At 60.4% G+C, this 18,192-nt stretch carries 17 protein-coding genes; 7 read left to right on the plus strand and 10 right to left on the minus strand.

Annotation, left to right across the window (positions count from 1 at the left end):
- Window positions 1-29: 29 nt before the first annotated feature.
- The 7 genes from BV911_RS10860 to BV911_RS10890 all read right to left on the minus strand — a co-directional run bounded on the left by BV911_RS10860 (window position 30) and on the right by BV911_RS10890 (window position 6,900).
- A complete protein-coding gene (locus BV911_RS10860) occupies window positions 30-818 on the minus strand; it encodes a DUF1684 domain-containing protein (protein ID WP_086053634.1) in 789 nt (262 codons plus the stop codon).
- Window positions 815-1,591 carry an ABC transporter ATP-binding protein gene (locus tag BV911_RS10865; RefSeq protein ID WP_086053635.1) on the minus strand — a complete coding sequence of 259 codons (777 nt, stop codon included), beginning with the start codon at window positions 1,589-1,591 and terminating at the stop codon, window positions 815-817. Before BV911_RS10865 ends, BV911_RS10860 begins: the two co-directional genes overlap by 4 nt.
- Entirely contained in the window at window positions 1,588-2,397 is an 810-nt protein-coding gene (locus BV911_RS10870) for an ABC transporter ATP-binding protein (RefSeq protein WP_086053636.1), read from the minus strand. Before BV911_RS10870 ends, BV911_RS10865 begins: the two co-directional genes overlap by 4 nt.
- Window positions 2,397-3,242 carry an ABC transporter permease gene (locus tag BV911_RS10875; RefSeq protein WP_086053637.1) on the minus strand — a complete coding sequence of 282 codons (846 nt, stop codon included), beginning with the start codon at window positions 3,240-3,242 and terminating at the stop codon, window positions 2,397-2,399. Before BV911_RS10875 ends, BV911_RS10870 begins: the two co-directional genes overlap by 1 nt.
- Window positions 3,239-4,195 carry an ABC transporter permease gene (locus BV911_RS10880; protein WP_086053638.1) on the minus strand — a complete coding sequence of 319 codons (957 nt, stop codon included), beginning with the start codon at window positions 4,193-4,195 and terminating at the stop codon, window positions 3,239-3,241. Before BV911_RS10880 ends, BV911_RS10875 begins: the two co-directional genes overlap by 4 nt.
- 69 nt (window positions 4,196-4,264) lie before the next feature.
- The gene (locus tag BV911_RS10885; RefSeq protein WP_086053639.1) at window positions 4,265-5,794 is read right to left on the minus strand and encodes an ABC transporter substrate-binding protein; all 1,530 of its coding nucleotides are present in this window, start codon (window positions 5,792-5,794) and stop codon (window positions 4,265-4,267) included.
- Window positions 5,795-6,045: 251 nt separating this feature from the next.
- A complete protein-coding gene (locus BV911_RS10890; RefSeq protein WP_086053640.1) occupies window positions 6,046-6,900 on the minus strand; it encodes a DMT family transporter in 855 nt (284 codons plus the stop codon).
- Between BV911_RS10890 and BV911_RS10895 the strand changes: the two genes are divergently transcribed.
- Window positions 6,899-7,162 (plus strand): hypothetical protein, encoded by a 264-nt coding sequence (locus tag BV911_RS10895; RefSeq protein ID WP_086053641.1) that lies wholly within the window; start codon window positions 6,899-6,901, stop codon window positions 7,160-7,162. The genes BV911_RS10890 and BV911_RS10895 overlap by 2 nt on opposite strands.
- Window positions 7,163-7,295: 133 nt before the next feature.
- Here the strand turns inward: BV911_RS10895 and BV911_RS10900 are convergent, their stop codons facing one another.
- Genes BV911_RS10900 through denD form a run of 3 tightly spaced genes read right to left on the minus strand, consistent with a single transcriptional unit; the run spans window position 7,296 to window position 10,971 of the window.
- Complete coding sequence (locus BV911_RS10900) at window positions 7,296-9,077, minus strand: IlvD/Edd family dehydratase (protein WP_086053642.1); 1,782 nt, start codon at window positions 9,075-9,077, stop codon at window positions 7,296-7,298.
- Window positions 9,074-9,991 (minus strand): NAD(P)-dependent oxidoreductase, encoded by a 918-nt coding sequence (locus BV911_RS10905; protein WP_086053643.1) that lies wholly within the window; start codon window positions 9,989-9,991, stop codon window positions 9,074-9,076. Before BV911_RS10905 ends, BV911_RS10900 begins: the two co-directional genes overlap by 4 nt.
- A complete protein-coding gene (gene denD, locus BV911_RS10910; protein WP_086053644.1) occupies window positions 9,988-10,971 on the minus strand; it encodes a D-erythronate dehydrogenase in 984 nt (327 codons plus the stop codon). Before denD ends, BV911_RS10905 begins: the two co-directional genes overlap by 4 nt.
- Window positions 10,972-11,098: 127 nt before the next feature.
- Between denD and BV911_RS10915 the strand changes: the two genes are divergently transcribed.
- The 6 genes from BV911_RS10915 (at window position 11,099) to BV911_RS10940 (ending at window position 17,485) form a co-directional block, all read left to right on the plus strand.
- Window positions 11,099-12,535 (plus strand): FAD-binding oxidoreductase, encoded by a 1,437-nt coding sequence (locus BV911_RS10915; protein WP_086053645.1) that lies wholly within the window; start codon window positions 11,099-11,101, stop codon window positions 12,533-12,535.
- A 36-nt stretch (window positions 12,536-12,571) separates the two neighbouring features.
- Complete coding sequence (locus BV911_RS10920) at window positions 12,572-13,288, plus strand: FadR/GntR family transcriptional regulator (RefSeq protein WP_086053646.1); 717 nt, start codon at window positions 12,572-12,574, stop codon at window positions 13,286-13,288.
- Window positions 13,289-13,424: 136 nt separating this feature from the next.
- Complete coding sequence (locus tag BV911_RS10925) at window positions 13,425-14,591, plus strand: fumarylacetoacetate hydrolase family protein (RefSeq protein WP_086053647.1); 1,167 nt, start codon at window positions 13,425-13,427, stop codon at window positions 14,589-14,591.
- 2 nt (window positions 14,592-14,593) lie between these two features.
- Window positions 14,594-15,145, plus strand: coding sequence for a TRAP transporter small permease (locus BV911_RS10930; RefSeq protein ID WP_086053648.1), 552 nt, complete (start codon window positions 14,594-14,596; stop codon window positions 15,143-15,145).
- Window positions 15,142-16,419 carry a TRAP transporter large permease gene (locus BV911_RS10935; RefSeq protein ID WP_086053649.1) on the plus strand — a complete coding sequence of 426 codons (1,278 nt, stop codon included), beginning with the start codon at window positions 15,142-15,144 and terminating at the stop codon, window positions 16,417-16,419. Before BV911_RS10930 ends, BV911_RS10935 begins: the two co-directional genes overlap by 4 nt.
- Before the next feature lie 55 nt (window positions 16,420-16,474).
- Window positions 16,475-17,485 (plus strand): TRAP transporter substrate-binding protein, encoded by a 1,011-nt coding sequence (locus tag BV911_RS10940; protein WP_168184045.1) that lies wholly within the window; start codon window positions 16,475-16,477, stop codon window positions 17,483-17,485.
- Window positions 17,486-18,192 lie beyond the last annotated feature (707 nt).

Below are 18,192 nucleotides of genomic sequence, written 5' to 3' on the forward strand. Positions count from 1 at the left end.
GGCCCAATCACGCGGGCCCGCCGCCGGTCCTATGATCGCACGCGCCGCTCGCCCGCTTCAATGCGGACCGGGAACAGGTTTTCGCGCGGTGGAAGCGGGCAAACCGCGTGTTCGGTGAACGCGCAAGGCGGGTTGGTGGCCCGGTTGAAATCAATCACTACGCTGGTGTCGGTCACGTCCTCGCCGAACACGAAGCGTGCTTTTGCATAGGTGTCGTCCATGGACGTCAGATCCCGAAAGACAAATTGCGGTCGGTCCGCCGTGCCATAGGTTGGCAACAGCGCCATCTGGCGACCGGCGAATTCGAACCGCGCCACATGGGTGACCGGCACTTGCGTCGGAATGCCGATGATCGTGTCCAGCGTCAGGTCCATCGGTTCGGGCAGTGGTTCCCACCGGGCGGTGATGCGCAGGGATGGATTCAGCGGAAAGCTGTCAAACAGATCCTCTGCCGCAGACATATCCGCTGTCATGTCGCGCACACGCAGGGCGCGCAGATCATTGAGCGCGGTGATCTCCATCAAGAACCGGTCGGCCTGCCAGCTGAACGCGCCAGCATTACGGTCAAGGGTGATCGGCTCACCGTCTACGGGTTCGAACCGGCCGGTGTCGTCGGGGTTCAGTGTCAGGCGGCCCAAGACCTCGGGTCCGCGATCAAGCTGAATGTCATTCGCCGCCGCCGCACCAATCGACAGGGTACCCGGGGTGATCCACCACCGCCCGACCAAGTTCAACCAACCATTGTTTGCGGTCAGCTTGTCCATGCGCGAGGCGTGCCAGTCGTCATGGGCGCGTTGAAATTCAGGTGTAACGGTCATCTTGGGTCCTGTGGGTTGGGATGGGCTGGGACCGGCATCCGGGGAATGCTGGCCAGCAGGCTTTGGGTATAGGGATGGCTTGGGGCGCGCAAAATCGCCGCCGTCGGCCCGGCTTCGACGATATGGCCGCGATCCAGTACCACCAACTGGTCACAAAGCGCGGCAACCACGCCCATATCATGCGAGACAAAGACCATGGTCATAGCCTGCGAGATGTCCTGAAACAGATCGACCACCCGGACACGGGTCGACAGATCCAGCGCGCTGACTGCCTCATCGGCCAAGACCAGTTCCGGTCGGGCGATGATGGCGCGGGCGATGGCAATGCGTTGGCGCTGCCCGCCAGAGAATTCGTGCGGAAACCGCTCAAGCGTATCTGGGGTCAGACCCACCGCTTCGATGGCATCGCGCGCCAGTTGACGATGGTCGCCGGGCAGTTTCAGGGACCGCAGCGGTTCGGTCACAATCCGCAGGATCCGGTGCGCCGGGTTCAACGATGAATACGGGTCCTGAAAGACGGCCTGCACCCGCTTGCGATAGCGGCGCATATACCCGGCGTTGCGGGCCTTCAGTTCTTGGCCATCAAACAGGATGCGGCCTTTTTGGGGGCTGTCGAGGCCCAATAACAGGCGCAGCAGCGTGGATTTTCCCGACCCGCTTTCGCCGACAAGACCGACATTGGCCCCGCGCGGCACCGAAAAGGAAATATCCTTCAGAACCGGGCGGGCCTTGCCATAGGCGAACTCGACATTTTCCATGGACAGCAAGGTCATGCTCGGCCCTCCAACGCGGTGTCAAAGCGGCGCGCGGCGTCGACAAGTTTGCGGGTATAGGCATCATCCGGCGCGGTCAGAACTTTGGCGGCAGGTCCGGTTTCAACCGCCCGGCCATGGCGCATCACCATCACACGTTCGGCCACCTGACCGACCACGGCCAGATCGTGGCTGATGAACAGCAATGCGATGCCCAACTCGTCCACCAGCGCGGTGATCAATTTCACAATCTCTGCCTGTGTCGTCACATCCAGCGCCGTCGTCGGCTCGTCCGCGATCAGCAGTTGCGGCCGACAGGCCAAGGCCATGGCGATGGCAACCCGCTGCCGTTGTCCGCCCGACACTTGATGGGGGAAGGCATGGATCAGCCGATCTGGATCGGGCAGGCGCACCTGATCCAATAGCAGGCGAACGTCGCGGGCGACGGCGGTACGGCTGGTATCTGCGCCCTCACGTTTCAGGCGGCGCTGGACCGGCAGGGCGATCTGGCGACCCAGCGGCATCAGCGGATCGAGGGCGGTTAGGGGTTCTTGAAAGACCGTCGCCACCGCAGGGCCGCGCAAGGCGGCCAACTGTCGTTCGGATGCGCCGACAACCTGTTGGCCTGCAAGGCTGATCTGCCCCGATGGCCGGATCGCCCGCGGCAGTAAGCCGGTGATCGCAAGGGCGGTCAGGGATTTCCCAGAGCCGCTTTCGCCGATGACCCCGAACCGCTCGCCCGGGGCGATGGTAAAGGACAGGTCTTCGACAAGGCTTTTGTCAGCAGTGGCAAGGCACAGCCCGTCTACGCGCAGCAAATCCGACATCACGCGCCCCTCTGTGTTGGATCAAACCGGTCGCGCAGCCCGTCGGCCAACAGGTTCACGCCGATCACCAATGTGAACAGCGCCAACCCGGGCAGGACCGCCCCCCAAGGCGCGGTGTAGACCGTGCTTTGCGCCTCTTGCAGCATCCGTCCCCATGACGCATTCGGCGGCGGTGCGCCCAGACCAAGATAGGACAGCGACGCTTCGGCCATCACCGCCAGCCCGAATTGCAGCGCAAGGTTCACCCCCAGAAACGGGGCGATATTCGGCAGGATGTGCCAAAAAACAATCGCGGGCCAAGAGGTGCCGGACACCCGTGCGGCGGTGATATAATCTTGAGACAAGATCCGTTTGGTCAGGATTCGTGTGACCCGGCCCACCACCGGCGACAGGCCAATGCCAAGCGCCAGAATGGCGGTGCCGAGCGACGCCTCTTCGCGGGCGGCGACCACCAGCATCGCGATCAGCAAGGTTGGAAAGGCGATCAGGATGTCGAACAGGGCCGCCAGCGCATCGTCAAAAAAACGGGTCGCAAACGCAGCCAACACCCCGGTCGTGATGCCGATGGCCGCCCCAATGGCGACCGCGCCACTGCCGACCACCAAGGCAATCCGTGCCCCGATCATTAGCTGGGTGAACAGATCCCGCCCCAGCCGGTCGGTTCCCGCCCAGTGCTGCCAGTTGGGGGCCTCTAGCCGCCCGCCCGCCATGTCCGACAGTGCGTAGGGGGTCCAGACGAAGGACACGAGCCCCGCCAGAACGATGACGCCGACCAGCACAAATCCCAACCAGTGAATGGGGTTTGTCCGGCGGCGGCGCGGGGCTGTGGTGACGGGCGTGCTCATCGGCGGGCCTCGTGACGCAGGCGGGGGTCCAGCAGGCGCTGGATGATATCGGCCAGAAACCCGGTGAGCAGGACCAGCAGCGTCGTCACCAGCAGCACGCCTTGGATGTTCGGGTAATCGCGTTGCTGGATGCCCAGCAACAGCATCGAGCCCATTCCGGGCAGCGAAAACACCTGCTCGACGACAACTGCCCCAAGAAACGTGGTCGACAATTCGATCCCCAAAACCGCCACCACCGGTACGGCCGCGTTGCGGATGCCGTGCCGGATCAACGCCCCGGTATAGCTGTCACCAAGCGCCCGGGCGGTGCGGATAAAATCGCTGTTCAGCACCTCAAGCATCGAGGCCCGCACATAGCGCATCAACGAGGCCGACATCACAATGGCGATGGTCAATACCGGCAGAACCATGGACTCGATGGCGCGGCCCGGATCGGCGTAACCGCGCAACGGAAAGCCCCCAGACGGCAGCCATCGCAGGTTCAGCGCAAATTCGTAAACCAACAAGATTCCAAGCCAGAACACCGGCACGGCGATGCCGATCTGGGAAATAACCGACAGGACCAACCCGGACCAGCGGTCAGATTTGACCGCCGCCAGAATCCCCATCGGCACCGCGATCAGCAGGGCCAGCGCAAAGGCGGTCAGCGCTAAGGGCAGTGTCACGCTTAGACGGGTGGAAATTTCGTCCAGAACCGAGGCGCGCGAGACAAAGGATTTCCCCAGATCAAAGCGGGCCAGATCCCCCAGATAGGTGATGAACTGCACCCCCAAAGGCTGATCCGAGCCGATTTGCGCTTGCGCAGCCGCGATCTGTTCCGGTGTCGCCCCGACCCCCACCAGCGCCCCGGCCGGGTCGCCGGGCAACAGCCGCAACAGCACAAACAGCACGATGGCCGCGATGAACAGCGACAGCAGCAGGATCACCAGCCGCCGCATCATGTATCCCAACATTATGAAGGTCCGTTTCGGTGGAAAGAGTGGGGCCGCGCCGTCAACCTGCGCCGCCCCGGGAAGGCCGGATCAGTCGGCCTTTTTGATGTCTGCTGCGAAGAACTGAGAGTTCAGGCCATTCAGCGGATAGCCCGTAACGTTCGAGGTCGACACCACGATCTGCGGATAGAGGTACAGCCACATGCTGGCGGCATCCTCGGCAATGATCTTGTTGGCTTCGGTCAACATCGCGGTCTGCTCGTCGATGGTGGCGGCGCTTTCCGAGCCACTGATCAACTGGGTCACTTCGGGGTTGTCATAGCCCCAATAGAAATCCGGGTTGCCATAAAAGACGATGTCGCGGTGATTGACGTGCTCTTGCAGGGTCGCGTCGAAATCATGCGCCTTGTAAATCTTGGTGTACCACTCATTCGCGGTGATGATGTTGATTGAGACATCAACACCAACCTTCGCCAGTTCGTTTTGCAAGAACTGGGCGACGATGGGGTGCGGGTCATAATCCGGTGTGTCCAGCGTGAAGGAAAACCCGTCGGGATAGCCTGCCTCGGCCAGCATTGCTTTCGCGCTGTCTGGATCATAGGCGTTCACCCCGGTCAGATCGACATACCAAGGGTCGGTGGGCGGCACGAAGGAGCCAATCAAGGTGCCGTAATCGCCCCAGATGGCCCCCAGCAGCTTTTCGTTATCCACGGCGCGGGCAAGGGCCGCGCGCACCGTTGGGTTATTGAACGGCTCAATCCGGTCATTATAGGCCATCAGCTCTTTGGTGGTCGATGCGCCCTCTGACACCGTAAAATCGGGGTTGTCTGTGAACAGTGACAGTGCATCCGGGCTTTGGACCGAGGTGATGATATCGACCGCGCCGGTCAGCAGCGCGTTGTTCTGGGCGGTGGCATCGGTGAAGTACTGGAACATCACCCCGTCATTGGTCGGCGCGTCGCCCCAATAGCCCTCGAAGGGCACCATCGCCAAAGCCGAACCCCGACGCCATTCCTGAAGGGTGTAGGGGCCGGTGCCATCTTCGGATGCGGTGATGTCAGTGGCCGCGTCGTTGACGATCCAGACATAGGACAGGTTGTAGGGCAACGAGATCGACGGCTTCTTCAGCGTCACGACAACCGTTGCGTCGTCTGGCGCATCAATGCTGTCGATAATGGCAAGCGAGCTTTTGCGCGAGCTGGCCGAATTTTCCGCCGTGACCCGTTCGATCGAGTGCTTGACGTCGGCAGCGGTCAACGGGTCGCCCGAGTGGAACGTGATGCCGTCTTTCAGGGTAAAGGTATAGGTCAGGCCGTCATCGCTGACGGTGTAATCACTGACCAGCTTCGGCGCGACATCGCCGTCATCGGTTAGAACAAACAGGCCCTCATAGACATTGCCATTGAAGGCTTCATTGATGCCTTGACCCGCGCCCCCGGTGTTGTCGAGGTTCTGTGGCTCATACAGCGATCCGATGGTGATTGCGGCGGTCGGGTCGTAATCCTGCGCGACCCCGGCAGTGGCCGTCAATGACAGGGCCGAGACTGCAGTCAGCGCCGGAACGATGGAGCGCGAAAAGAGGCGGGACGCGGCGTGGCGGGCGTGAGGGGTCGGTTTCATCTGGTTATCCCTGTGTTGCGTCTGTGCCTGTCTGGCTTTGCCCGGATCATGCGCACATTTTGCACAGGCGCGAACGGCGAGCCATAACGGCTGTTGAATTATCTGCACATTACCTGACTGTGTAAGGGGGCAATGATGGGGGGCATTTACGCCCAGCATCGCCCATTTATCAAGCTGTCGCTGTGGAAAACTCGGGCGTTAAACCTTGAACGGGCCGGCGCGAACTGACGCAAGATCACTGCAGGATCTGGTCACTCCGTACTCGCGATCCGTTCCCGGTGGAACACGTAAATTCCGGCGGCAAGAATGATCGTGACGCCCAGCCACGTCAGTGCATCCGGAAAGTCGCCGAAGACCAGATAGCCAACGGCGGTGGCGCCAAGGATTTCGAGATACTGAAACGGGGCAAGGGTGCTGGCCTCGGTCCGGCGAAAGGCCTCTGAAATCAGCACAAAGCTGGTTGCGGCCAAGCCGCCGCCGCAGAAAATCGCCGCCCATGCCCACGTGGGTATCTGTGCGGGTGCCATGTCGATCATGCCAGCGCCTTGCAGGCACAAGGCGATGATCACCAGACCCGCTGCCGCGTAAATCGTCGCGCCGCACTGGATGGTCAGGCTGGACCTGGTTGCCCCGGCATGGCGCAGGACGATCATGTTCAACGCATAACTTGTGGCACAGACCAATGGCAGCAAGGTCGCCAACCCAAATTCTGAAAATCCCGGCCTGATCACGATCAGCGCACCCAATAGACCGACCGCCACCGCACATAACCGACGCGGTCCCGCGACCTCGCCCAGCAGTGGCCCAGCCAGCAGCGTCAGTAACAGCGGCTCGACGAAAAAGATCGCGATCGCGGTGGCGATGGGCATGACCGAAAACGCCGTGATCAAGCTCACCAAAATCACGATGATCAGCAGTCCAGAAAGCGCGACGATCGGTGAAAACATGGCCCCGTGCAGGCGGCGGCGCATCACAAATGCGACCGGGATCAAAATGATCGCCTGCGCCAAAAGCCGCCACATTGTCACTTCGATCGGGGCGATGATCCCGGTCAGGATTTTCGACAGCGCGTCGCCCACCGGCAGCAGAAACATGGCGATGATCATGCAAATCAAGCCACTGTTTGCAGCCGGAGTTCCCGTCGTACCGGAATTGGTTGTCGACGATAGTTTTGTCATCGCGCACCTCGCAAGCTTAAGCTGCGCCATTGGCGCAGTGGCACATCCGGGCGTTCAGGACAGAGACACATGTCAGACGCAGAGCATCTTGGCCGACGACGCCATCGCGGGCCTTGCTTATGACCGGGCTAGTCAAGCCGACGAACCCCGTCAAGGTCGCAGCGGTGCGTTGCTGTCAGGTCGGACCTAACACCGCCCCGTAGGTCCGACGCGTTGACGGCTGTGCTGGTCGTCGTCGCCATAGCGGGGCGGACTCAGTGCGGGCTCAGAAAGGAAATGGGTCCCCGCTCCGCCAGTCTAAAGGCAAAGCGGGGGATGGTGGCTTAGTGGTTATGCCGCGGCAGTTTCCGCGAGATTTGCCGGAATTCCTCGGCCCCGCGGATGGTCGCGCCATCCTGCATCTGGGTCACGGTCTCGCGGTAGATCTTTTGCCACGGCGTGGCCGCGGCCGGCACATCGGGCAGACCTTCGGATTTCCTGCGCGTGACTTCTTCCGCGTCCACCAGCATATCGCAGCTGCCTTTATCAAGGTCGATGCTGATACGGTCGCCGGTGCGCAGCCAAGCCAGCCCGCCGCCCGCCGCACTTTCTGGCGAGGCGTTGAGGATGGAGGGGCTGTCCGCAGTGCCCGATTGCCGCCCGTCGCCAATGGTGGGCAGCGACGTGATCCCGCGTTTCAACAGCCGGTCAGGGGGCTGCATGTTGACCACTTCCGCAGAGCCTGGCCAGCCAAGCGGACCCGCCCCGCGGATCACAAGAATGGACTGTTCGTCGATCTCTAGCGCCGGATCGTTGATCCGGGCATGATAATCTTCGGACCCGTCAAAGACAAAGGCGGTGCCTTCGAAGATCCCTTCAGAGCCCGGGGTCGACAGATAGCGGGCGCGGAATTCGTCTGAAATCACGCTGGTTTTCATGATCGCGAAGTCGAACAGATTTCCCGACAGCACGAAAAAGCCCGCCCGTTCCATCAGCGGATCGGCATAGGGGCGGATCACGGCCCGATCAGTGCTTTCGCGCCCATCAAGGTTTTCGTCCATCGTGGCGCCGCTGACCGTGGCGCAACCGCCGTTCAGTTTGTTGGCCTGCTTGAGCTCCCACATGATGGCGGGCACGCCGCCTGCGCGGTGAAATCTTTCGCCCAGAAATTCCCCTGCGGGCTGGACGTTGGCCAGAAGCGGGACGTCATAGCCGTAGGCTTTCCAATCCTCTGACGTGATCTCGACGCCGGCATGTTTCGCCATTGCCATGATATGGGGCTGGGCGTTGGTCGATCCGCCAATCGCCGCATTGACGCGGATTGCATTCAAGAACGCATCCCGTGTCATGATGTCCGAGGGGCGGAGATCTTCCATCACCAGTTCCACCGCCCGTTTTCCGGTGCGATAGGCCATCTGTCCGCGTTCGCGGTAGGCTGCGGGAATTGCGGCGCATCCGGTCAGCGACATGCCAAGCGCTTCGGCAATGGCGTTCATGGTCGAAGCCGTGCCCATCGTGTTGCAATGCCCGACAGAGGGCGCGCTATCGAGCGCGGTCTCGAGAAACTCTTCGCGGGTGATTTCGCCTGCGGCGTACTTGCGGCGCGACCGCCAAATCACGGTGCCCGAGCCGACCAGATCGCCATCATGCCAGCCATCCAGCATTGGTCCCCCAGACAGCACGATCGCGGGAAGATCGACTGTCGCGGCAGCCATCAGCGCCGACGGGGTCGTCTTATCGCATCCCGTGGTCAGTACGACCCCGTCAAACGGATAGCCGTACATGAGTTCGACCAGACCCAGATAGGCCAGATTCCGGTCGAGGGCCGCAGTGGGACGTTTGCAGTTCTCAAACAGTGTATGGGTCGGAAATTCGATGGGGATGCCACCCGCATCGCGGATCCCGTCGCGCACGCGCTTGGCCAGATCGAGATGATGGCGGTTGCAAGGGTTTAGGTCGCTGCCCGACTGCGCGATGCCGATGATTGGCCGGCCCGCGCGGAGTTCTTCGGGCGTGGTGCCGTAGTTCATGAACCGTTCCAGATATAGCGCGGTCATATCGGCATGGTCAGGATTGTCGAACCAATCCTGCGAACGTAGGCGGCCTTTTGGCGGGGTGTCGGTCATGTCCTGTCCTCGGTTGTCTGGCTGGAGGGGACTTGGCCCCTGCTGGTCGAGTTTAGGTGTTCAAGATGCAACAACAAGCCGCTGTGATCGGTTTCGCCATGGCCGTCATCCACAAAGCTGGCAAAGGCATCGCGGATATCTTGTGACAAGGGCAGGGTCAGGCCCTGCGCCCGTGCCAAGTCCATCACAGCCTCAAGGTCTTTCAGTTGAAGCCGCGAGGGTCCGCCGGGGGCAAAGTCGCGATTGACCATGCGCGCGCCGTGCAATTCCAGAATGCGGCTTTCGGCAAACCCGCCCCGGATCGCATCGCGAAACTTGCCACGGTCTGCACCACCAGCTTCAACCAGCATCATCGCCTCGGCCACGGCGCCGATAGTAATGGCGACAATCTGTTGGTTGGCCAGCTTGCATACCTGACCGGCACCGGACGGGCCGACATGGGTCAGCCGTCCCATCGGCTCCATTACCGGTGCAATCCGGGCGATGGTGTCAGACGTGCCACCTGCCATCAGTGCCAGCGTGCCATTGACCGCGCCAACCACCCCGCCAGAGACAGGGCAATCGACATGATCCACGCCCAGATCGGCCAGCCGCTTGGCATGGTCGCGGGCAATATCAGGGGCGATTGACGAGCAATCCACCACAACCGCGCCTTTTTTCAGCGAGGAAGCCGCGCCTTGCGTAAACAGCACATCCGCGACCGCGGCGCCGTCCGAGAGCATCGTAAAGGCGATATCTGCCCCGTCCACAGCCTGTGTCAGGGTGGGGGCAAAAGTTGCCCCTTCCCCGACCAGCGCTTGTGCCTTGGCTGGGCCCCGGTTCCAGACGGTGACGCGATGACCGGCTGCGAGCAGACGGCGTGCCATCGGCGCCCCCATCAACCCGGTCCCCAGAAAAGCGATCTGTTGGATCATTTCGCGGCCTCGAGTTCGTCCTCGATATGGGCGCGGATGATCTGTTCAAAATTGCTTTCCGCAGAAAAGCCCAGCGACGTGGCGCGTGTGGCTTCAAAGCCCGGGGCCCAGCCTTCGCACATGGCGATGATGGCGGCATCGGGTTCGTGCCGGATCAGTTGGACAGCGCTGTCACCGGCGATGCGGCGAAGGGCTTCGATCTGTTCCGCCACTGTGGCCGAAACGCCGGGCATCGACAGGTTGCGTCTTGGGCCGATGGCGCTTGTGTCCATCGTCGCCGCATGAACCATGAACCCGACTGCCGAACGCGGCGAGGCGTGCCAATGCCGGATTGTGTCCGGAACGGGCAGGACAGCTTCTTGCCCGACCAGCGGTTCGCGCAGAATGTTCGAGAAGAACCCGGAAGCGGCCTTGTTGGGCTTGCCGGGGCGGATGCAGATTGTGGGCAAGCGAATGCCGACTCCATCAAAGATTCCCCGCCGCGTGTAGTCGGCCAGAAGCAGTTCGCAAATCGCCTTTTGCGTGCCATAACTTGTCAGCGGCGTCGTGTGGAAGTCATCTGGAATTGGGTAGGGCAAGGGGGCGCCCACCACGGCGATGGACGACGCAAATACCACCCGCGGGCGATACCCGTTCGTGCCATGCTGAGCGCGGATCGCGTCGAACAGTCCGCGGGTTCCGTCAAGATTGATCCGGTAGCCTTTGTCGAAGTCGGCCTCGGCCTCACCCGAAACAATGGCGGCCAGATGAAAGATCACATCCGGGCGACGGGCGATCAGTTCGGGTGCCGCGGCCAGATCCGATAGATCCGCTTTGCGGCAGGTGATGGTGATGCCGTTGCCTTCTGGGGCATCGGGGGTGATCACATCGACCAGATCAAGCGAGGTCACGGGCTTGCCGTCCAGATGGCCGGTGGCCAGCAGGTGCTGCGTGAGTTTGCGACCGACCATTCCGGCAGCGCCGATAATTAGGATATCCATTTGTCCCTCCGGGTGTCCTGAGATCAACCTCCCTGCTGATCTCATCTTGTTTTGTTGTCCGACAACCTGATAAGAATGACAAGAGAGGATTTGCTCGCAAGGGCGCATGTTTTGTGGAGGACCGGGAATGGACGCCGTGAATGGGCAGGGGAATAAGGGCGAGACGGGTGAAGCCGCCGCACAAGCGTTGGAAGCGCGTCTAGGCCAAGATATTGTGGTCCGCGGCCCTGACGTGCTGGCCTATTGCCGGGACTGGCACGGCGATGTGCAGTCGGATGCTGTGGCGGTCCTGCGTCCGCGCACCACCGCCGAGGTGCAGGAATGCGTCCGCGCCGCAGTGGACCTTGGGCTGCAAATCATCCCGCAGGGCGGCAATACCGGATTGGTTCTGGGCGGCGTGCCCGATGCGCCCGACCGGCAGGTGGTGGTGTCGCTGGAACGGATGACAGCGGTGCGCAGCCTTGATGCCGCTAACTTCTCGGCCGTGGTCGAGGCCGGTATCGTGCTGGAAGAGTTTAAGGACAAGGTCGCGCAGGCGGGTCTGTATTTTCCGCTGGCACTGGGCGCGCAGGGCAGTTGCCGTCTGGGCGGCAACGTCGCGACCAATGCGGGCGGGGTCAATGTGCTTCGCTACGGGATGACGCGCGAACTGTTGCTCGGGTTGGAGGTCGTCCTGCCCGACGGCAGTCTGTTCGAGGGGCTGACCTGCCTGCGTAAAGACAACAGAGGCATTGACCTTAAACAGCTTTTCATTGGCTCTGAGGGCACTCTGGGCATCATCACTGCGGTATCTGTCAAGCTGTTTCCGGCACCTGAACAAGTGGCGACCGCGCTCTTGGCAGTTGGGTCCTTGGAAGACGCGATCGCGCTGTATCGTCAGGCCCGGCGGCTTTGCTGCGATCTGATGTCGGCGTTTGAATTCATGCCCCCGTCGGCCTTCCAGCTGGCGAAAGAGGGAATCCCGGACTTGGCGCTGCCGATGGCGGCGGAACATCCCGCCTATGTGTTGATGGAGCTTTCGGGTTCAGGGCTGGTCGATATTGACGATCTGATGGCGCGTTTCACAGAGCATGCATTTGAGGAAGGTCTTGCCGTTGATGGGGTGATGGCGTCGTCGCAGGCACAGGCGCGTAACCTGTGGCTGATCCGTGAAGGCATGAACGAGGGGCAGGCTAAACGCGGTAAACATCTGCGCACAGATATTTCCGTGCCTCTTTCGCGAATGGCCGAATTTGTCGCCGAGGCCGAGGCGGCCATCTTGGCGGAATTTCCCGGTGCGACCTGTGTGTCCTATGGCCATGTGGGCGACGGGAACGTGCACCTCAACGTGTTGCCTGACACGCGCGGCGATGTAGAGGCGCAAATCTACCGTGCCAAACAGATCGCCAACGAAGTGTTGGATCGTTATGACGGATCAATAAGCGCAGAACACGGGATCGGTAGGTTGAAAAAAGCCGACTTTGAACAAAGACTTCCAGATGTTCAGCGCGCGTTGCTGGAAGCGATCCGCACAGCGGTGGACCCGGCGTTGACGATGAATAGGGGTTGCCAGATCGAGCTGTAGGGCGGGCGATCCGCTTGTCTGGCAAAGGGAGGGGCCATGGAAAGCGAATTCGAACAGATTAAACGTGTTGCCCATCTTCCGACGCGGATTGCGTCGGAATTTGGCAAGCGAATTTATGACGGCACCCTGAAAGCCGGGGACAAGCTGCCGACCGAACATGCGCTGTCTAAAAGTTTTGGGGTCAGCCGCACAGTTGTACGAGAAGCTATTGCCCAGCTTAAAAGCGAAGGCTTGGTTGAAACGCGGCAAGGGGTCGGGGCGTTCGTGATGGAGCGGCCCGCCCGGCAAATCCGTTTGGAAGACGGTAAGAGCATGGATAGGAACGATTTCCATGATCTATACCAGTTGCGGTTTCCTCTTGAGATGGAGGCCGCTGCGTTGTCTGCCGTCCATCATAGTCCCAAACATATGGAGGCCATGACCGCCGCCCTTGCGCGGATTTGCGCCACCGAGGACTGGGGAAGTTCGGGCGTGGCCGCGGATCTGGACTTTCATCACATCATCGCCGAGTCGACGGGCAATGACTATTTTACGCAGTTCATCGGCGCGATTTCAGATCGCATTAGCCATGTGATCGTGATCGCGCGGACCGAAGGTCAACTGGAGGATGTGATCTCTCGTACGGTGGAGGAACATACCGCCATTCGTGACGCAATCAGCACCAGAGATCCGGCTATGGCGCGTGCTGCCATGCGCCGCCATCTGATCGGATCCGCCCAGAGAATCGGCATAAGGCTCGATTTTTATTCATAAAATTACGCCAAAATTTTTTTTCCAAAGTCGTTTGATTACGACTTGCGTCCCGGCACTCATACTGTTGTAACGTTGTCAGACAACAAGTGTCTTGCCGGGCGTGCGGAGGCGCCCTGCCAACCCGAGGGAGGGCCGAATGGCTTTAGCGCATATGTTGAAGGCTGATCATATCTTGCCCGATGATCATCATCGTGCAGCATTGGTCGGACGTGTTTGGTCGGACGCACAGAGCGGTCCTTGTATCGTTACGCTACGCGATGCTCAGGTGTTTGATCTGACGGGTGTTGCGGCAACCATGTCCGGACTGCTGGAGCGCGATGATCTAAGCGTCCTTCTTGCGCGGGATGATCTGCCCTGTCTTGGCCCCTTGGATGGCTTTCTAGACGGCACGCTGGGGCGGCTTCTGGCGCCGGTGGATTTGCAGGCTTTGAAAGCCGCGGGTGTGACCTTTGCCGAAAGCATGCTGGAGCGTGTGATTGAAGAGCAAGCTGGCGGCGACGCGGCCCGCGCGCAAGACGTCCGCGCCCGCTTGGCCCCGGTTATCGGCGAGAACCTGCGCGATGTTAAGGCCGGCTCTGATAAGGCCGCGCAGGTCAAGGCGCTGTTGCAGGATATGGGGCTGTGGTCGCAATATCTTGAGGTCGGCATCGGCCCGGACGCCGAGATTTTCACCAAATCCCAACCGATGTCCGCAGTCGGCTGCGGCGATCAGGTGGGCATCCATGCGATGTCGAAGTGGAACAACCCCGAACCTGAGATGGTGATGGTTACCCGCGCCGACGGGCGGATCGTGGGGGCGACGCTCGGCAATGACGTCAACCTGCGCGACGTTGAGGGACGCTCGGCGCTGCTATTGGGGAAGGCCAAGGACAACAACGCCTCCTGCGCGCTTGGTCCATTCATCCGTTTGTTCGATGACGCGTTCACCATGAACGATATCGAGGCGACTGTTGTGTCGTTGTTGGTTGAGGGTAAGGACGGGTTCACAATGGCGGGCGAAAGCCCGATGACCGCCATTTCGCGCAGCCCTGCCGATCTGGTCGGGCAAATGCGCAACCGGTCGCACCAATACCCTGACGGAGCGGTGCTGTTTCTAGGCACCATGTTCGCCCCGACCAAGGATCGTCATGGCGAAGGGCAGGGGTTCACGCATGCGACCGGTGACCGTGTTGAGGTCGCCGCGCCATCGCTGGGCCGTCTGGTGAATTGGGTGGATAACAGCGAAGCCTGCCCTGAGTGGTCGTTCGGTACAGTGGCGTTGTTCCGCAACCTGCTTTCTCGGGGCCTTGGGGGCAAGGTGTAACCATGGCCCGTATCATCGATCTGTTTTACCGTCTGCTTGATGTGGTGATGATTGTCCTGCTGGCAGGCATGGCCATCATGGTCTTTTTGAACGTCGTGCTGCGCTATGGGATGAATTCGGGCATTCCGGTATCCGAGGAAATGTCGCGGTTCTTCTTTGTCTGGCTGACCTTTATCGGGGCGGTCGTGGCGCACCGCCACCACATGCACATGGGAATGGAAACCTTTGTCGCCGCTCTTGGGCGGCGGGGCCGGATGCTGATGATGGGCCTATCGGACCTTCTGATCCTCGGCTGTTGTTGGGTGCTGTTTCTGGGCACGTGGAAGCAACTTCCGATCAACGCCAGCATGACCGCGCCGGTCTCTGGGATTCCCATGGCATGGGTCTATGGCACCGGCATGTTCACAGCCTCGATGATCGCCCTGATTACCCTGACCCGGTTTCTGCGGCTGGTGACAGGGCGGATTACGGAAAACGAAATTGCCGCCTTCGCCGGTGAGCGCCACCATCTCGACGAAAACCACGTTGCCGGTGATGAAAGAGGTGCGCAATGACGCTGGTTGTCTTTATCGTTTCACTGATCGGCTCCATGATGATCGGTGTGCCGGTCGCCTTTGCGTTGATCCTGTGCGGTGTGTCGCTCATGACCTATATGGGCATGTTCAACACGCAGATCATCGCGCAGAACATGATGATCGGCGCGGATACCTTTACCCTGCTGGCCATCCCCTTTTTCATTCTCGCGGGGGAGTTGATGAATGCGGGCGGCCTGTCCAAACGCATTATCGATTTCTCGATCTCCTGTGTCGGCCATATCCGCGGAGGATTGGGGATCGTGGCCATCTTTGCTGCGGTCATTCTTGCCAGCATCTCGGGCTCGGCTGCGGCCGATAGTGCGGCGCTTGCGGCGATCCTGCTGCCGATGATGGCGAAGGCGGGCTATAATCTGCCGCGCTCGGCGGGGTTGATTGCAGCGGGCGGTGTGATTGCGCCGGTGATCCCGCCGTCGATGGCCTTCATCATTCTTGGCGTGGCGGGAAACATTTCAATTTCCAAACTGTTCATGGCCGGGATCGTGCCGGGGCTATTGATGGCGCTGGTGCTGATCGGCACGTGGATCATCGTGGCGCGCAATGACAAGGTTGCAACCTTGCCCAAGGCAAACTGGGAGAACCGCGCAAAAACCGGTGGTCGGGCGATCTGGGCGCTGGGAATGCCGGTGATTATCCTTGGCGGCATCAAGTTCGGCATCGTGACCCCGACCGAAGCGGCCGTCATCGCCGCCTTCTATGCGCTGTTCGTCGGCACCTGCATCTATCGCGAACTGAAATTGAAGGATCTGGCGCAAGTTCTTTTGAACGCCGGGCGCACCACGGCGGCGGTTATGTTCCTGGTCTGCGCCGCGCTGGTCTCGGCTTGGCTGATTACCGCCGCCAATATCCCGGCAGAGCTTTCGGGCTTTATCGAGCCGCTGATCGACCGTCCGATCCTGCTGATGCTGGCGATCATGGCACTGGTCCTCGTCGTCGGTACGGCATTGGATCTGACGCCGACCATTTTGATCCTGACGCCGGTGCTACTGCCGATCGTCAAGCAAGCGGGCATCGACCCTGTCTATTTCGGGGTGATGTTCATCATGAATTGCTGCATCGGCCTGCTGACGCCGCCGGTTGGTGTGGTGCTGAACGTGGTCAGTGGGGTGGGAAGGTTGCCCCTTGGCCGTGTGATTGTCGGTGTTTGGCCGTTTCTGCTCGCTCAGATCCTTGTCATTCTGGTTCTGGTTCTGTTTCCGCAGATCGTCCTTGTGCCTGCAAATTGGTTCTATTGAACCGTAAGATACCTTCAAAAGAGACAACTTTTTCACCTGATGATGGGAGGATCGCATGAAAAATTCGAAACTGAAAGCAGCCCTTATGGCTACGGTCGTCTGTGCGGTAGCTAGCCCCGCGCTGGCCGACTTCAAAAACCGGACGTTCCGCGTGTCAAACGGCATCGCAGCAGATCACCCGGTTGCCAATGGTATGGATGCCATGCAGGTCTGTCTGGACGACCGGACCGGCGGCAAAATGACGATGACCGGCTTCTGGGGCGGCGCACTTGGCGGCGACCTTCAGGCCACGCAGGCCCTGCGTTCGGGCGTGCAAGAAGCAGTGGTGACGTCCTCGTCGCCTCTGGTCGGGATTGAACCGGCGCTTGGGGTGTTCGACCTTCCGTTCCTGTTCCGGTCGAATGAAGAAGCCTATGCCGTGATGGATGGCGAGTTCGGCGATTTCATCAACGAGAAGCTGGAAAATGTCGGTCTGGTCAATCTGGCCTACTGGGAAAACGGCTTCCGCAACGTGTCGAACTCGAAGCGCCCGATCACCCAATGGGAGGATTTCGAAGGGCTGAAGATGCGCGTTATGCAAAACAACATCTTCCTTGATACCTTTTCGAACTTCGACGCCAATGCGACGCCCATGTCCTTTGGCGAGGTGTTCTCGGCGCTAGAGACCAAAGCGATCGACGCGCAGGAAAACCCCTACGTCACGATCGACACCTCGAAATTCTATGAGGTGCAGAGCTATATCAGTGAGACAAAGCACAGCTACACGCCGTTCCTGTTCCTGTTCTCGAAGCCGATTTTCGACACCTACTCCCCTGAGGAGCAGGCCGCTTTGCGTGAATGCGCTGCGGTGGGACGCGATGTTGAACGCGAAGTCATTCAGGAATTGAACCAGACGTCTCTTGCGAAGATGCAGGAAGCTGGACTTGAGTTCAATGTTGTGACCCCTGAAGAACTGGAGCGGATGCTGGAGAAATCCCAGCCGGTCTATGACGAGCACAAGGACAATATCGGCGCTGATGTCGTCGATATGGTTCAGAACACTCTGACTGAGATTCGCAGCAACTAAGCGCCTGGCGCTTTAAGGCCGGGCCTTGCGATCAAACGCAGGGCCCGGTGTCCCGGACGGCAACCTCCGGATGAATCAACGGACCTGCTTGAGGGCGATGTGCCGGCGATTGGTCGATCGGACTTAAAATATTCCGATCTGGCACTAAAGTTGCGCTTTTTCAGATCTATGTGCAGGGTGTGAGATCGCCCGGAGTCTTCAGCCGACGTGCAACGGTGTAATCGGCGATTGCGTGCGCAGCACGGCCATAGGTGCCGTCATCGCAGCATGTGATGGTCGACCTTGCCTGATCGTCCAGATCGGCTTGGGCCGCACCGTGATTGACCGGTCAACCCCTGCGTTCAAATTGGCCGGTTGCGGGCATGCGTGCCCTTAGGATCGTTTCCTGATCCGTCAAACCTCGCGGATGGTTAGGGGGTGTCAGGCAGCGCCGTTCCTACCACCCGCGCCGATCCTATCGAAATGGATCTGCCGCGCCTGAGTTCGCAGCGCAGTGTCTATCCACGAAAGCGAATTCCCTTCTGAGCCCCATATCTTTCCAAGGCCATGGGGGCCATCTTGCGGCCAGGTGGATGACGAGGAGTAACGCGCGAAAGTTGGTGATGCCCTGAGGGGCGGCATATCATGGCGGTGTTCAGACGCCGTCAATTCTCAGCCGAGAAAAGGATATGCCACGTGCCAGAGAATACCACTAGCCAGCTGCCTGA

The sequence above is a fragment of the Pseudoruegeria sp. SK021 genome (assembly GCF_002119405.1).
In the GTDB taxonomy this organism is placed as follows: Bacteria; Pseudomonadota; Alphaproteobacteria; order Rhodobacterales; family Rhodobacteraceae; genus Meridianimarinicoccus.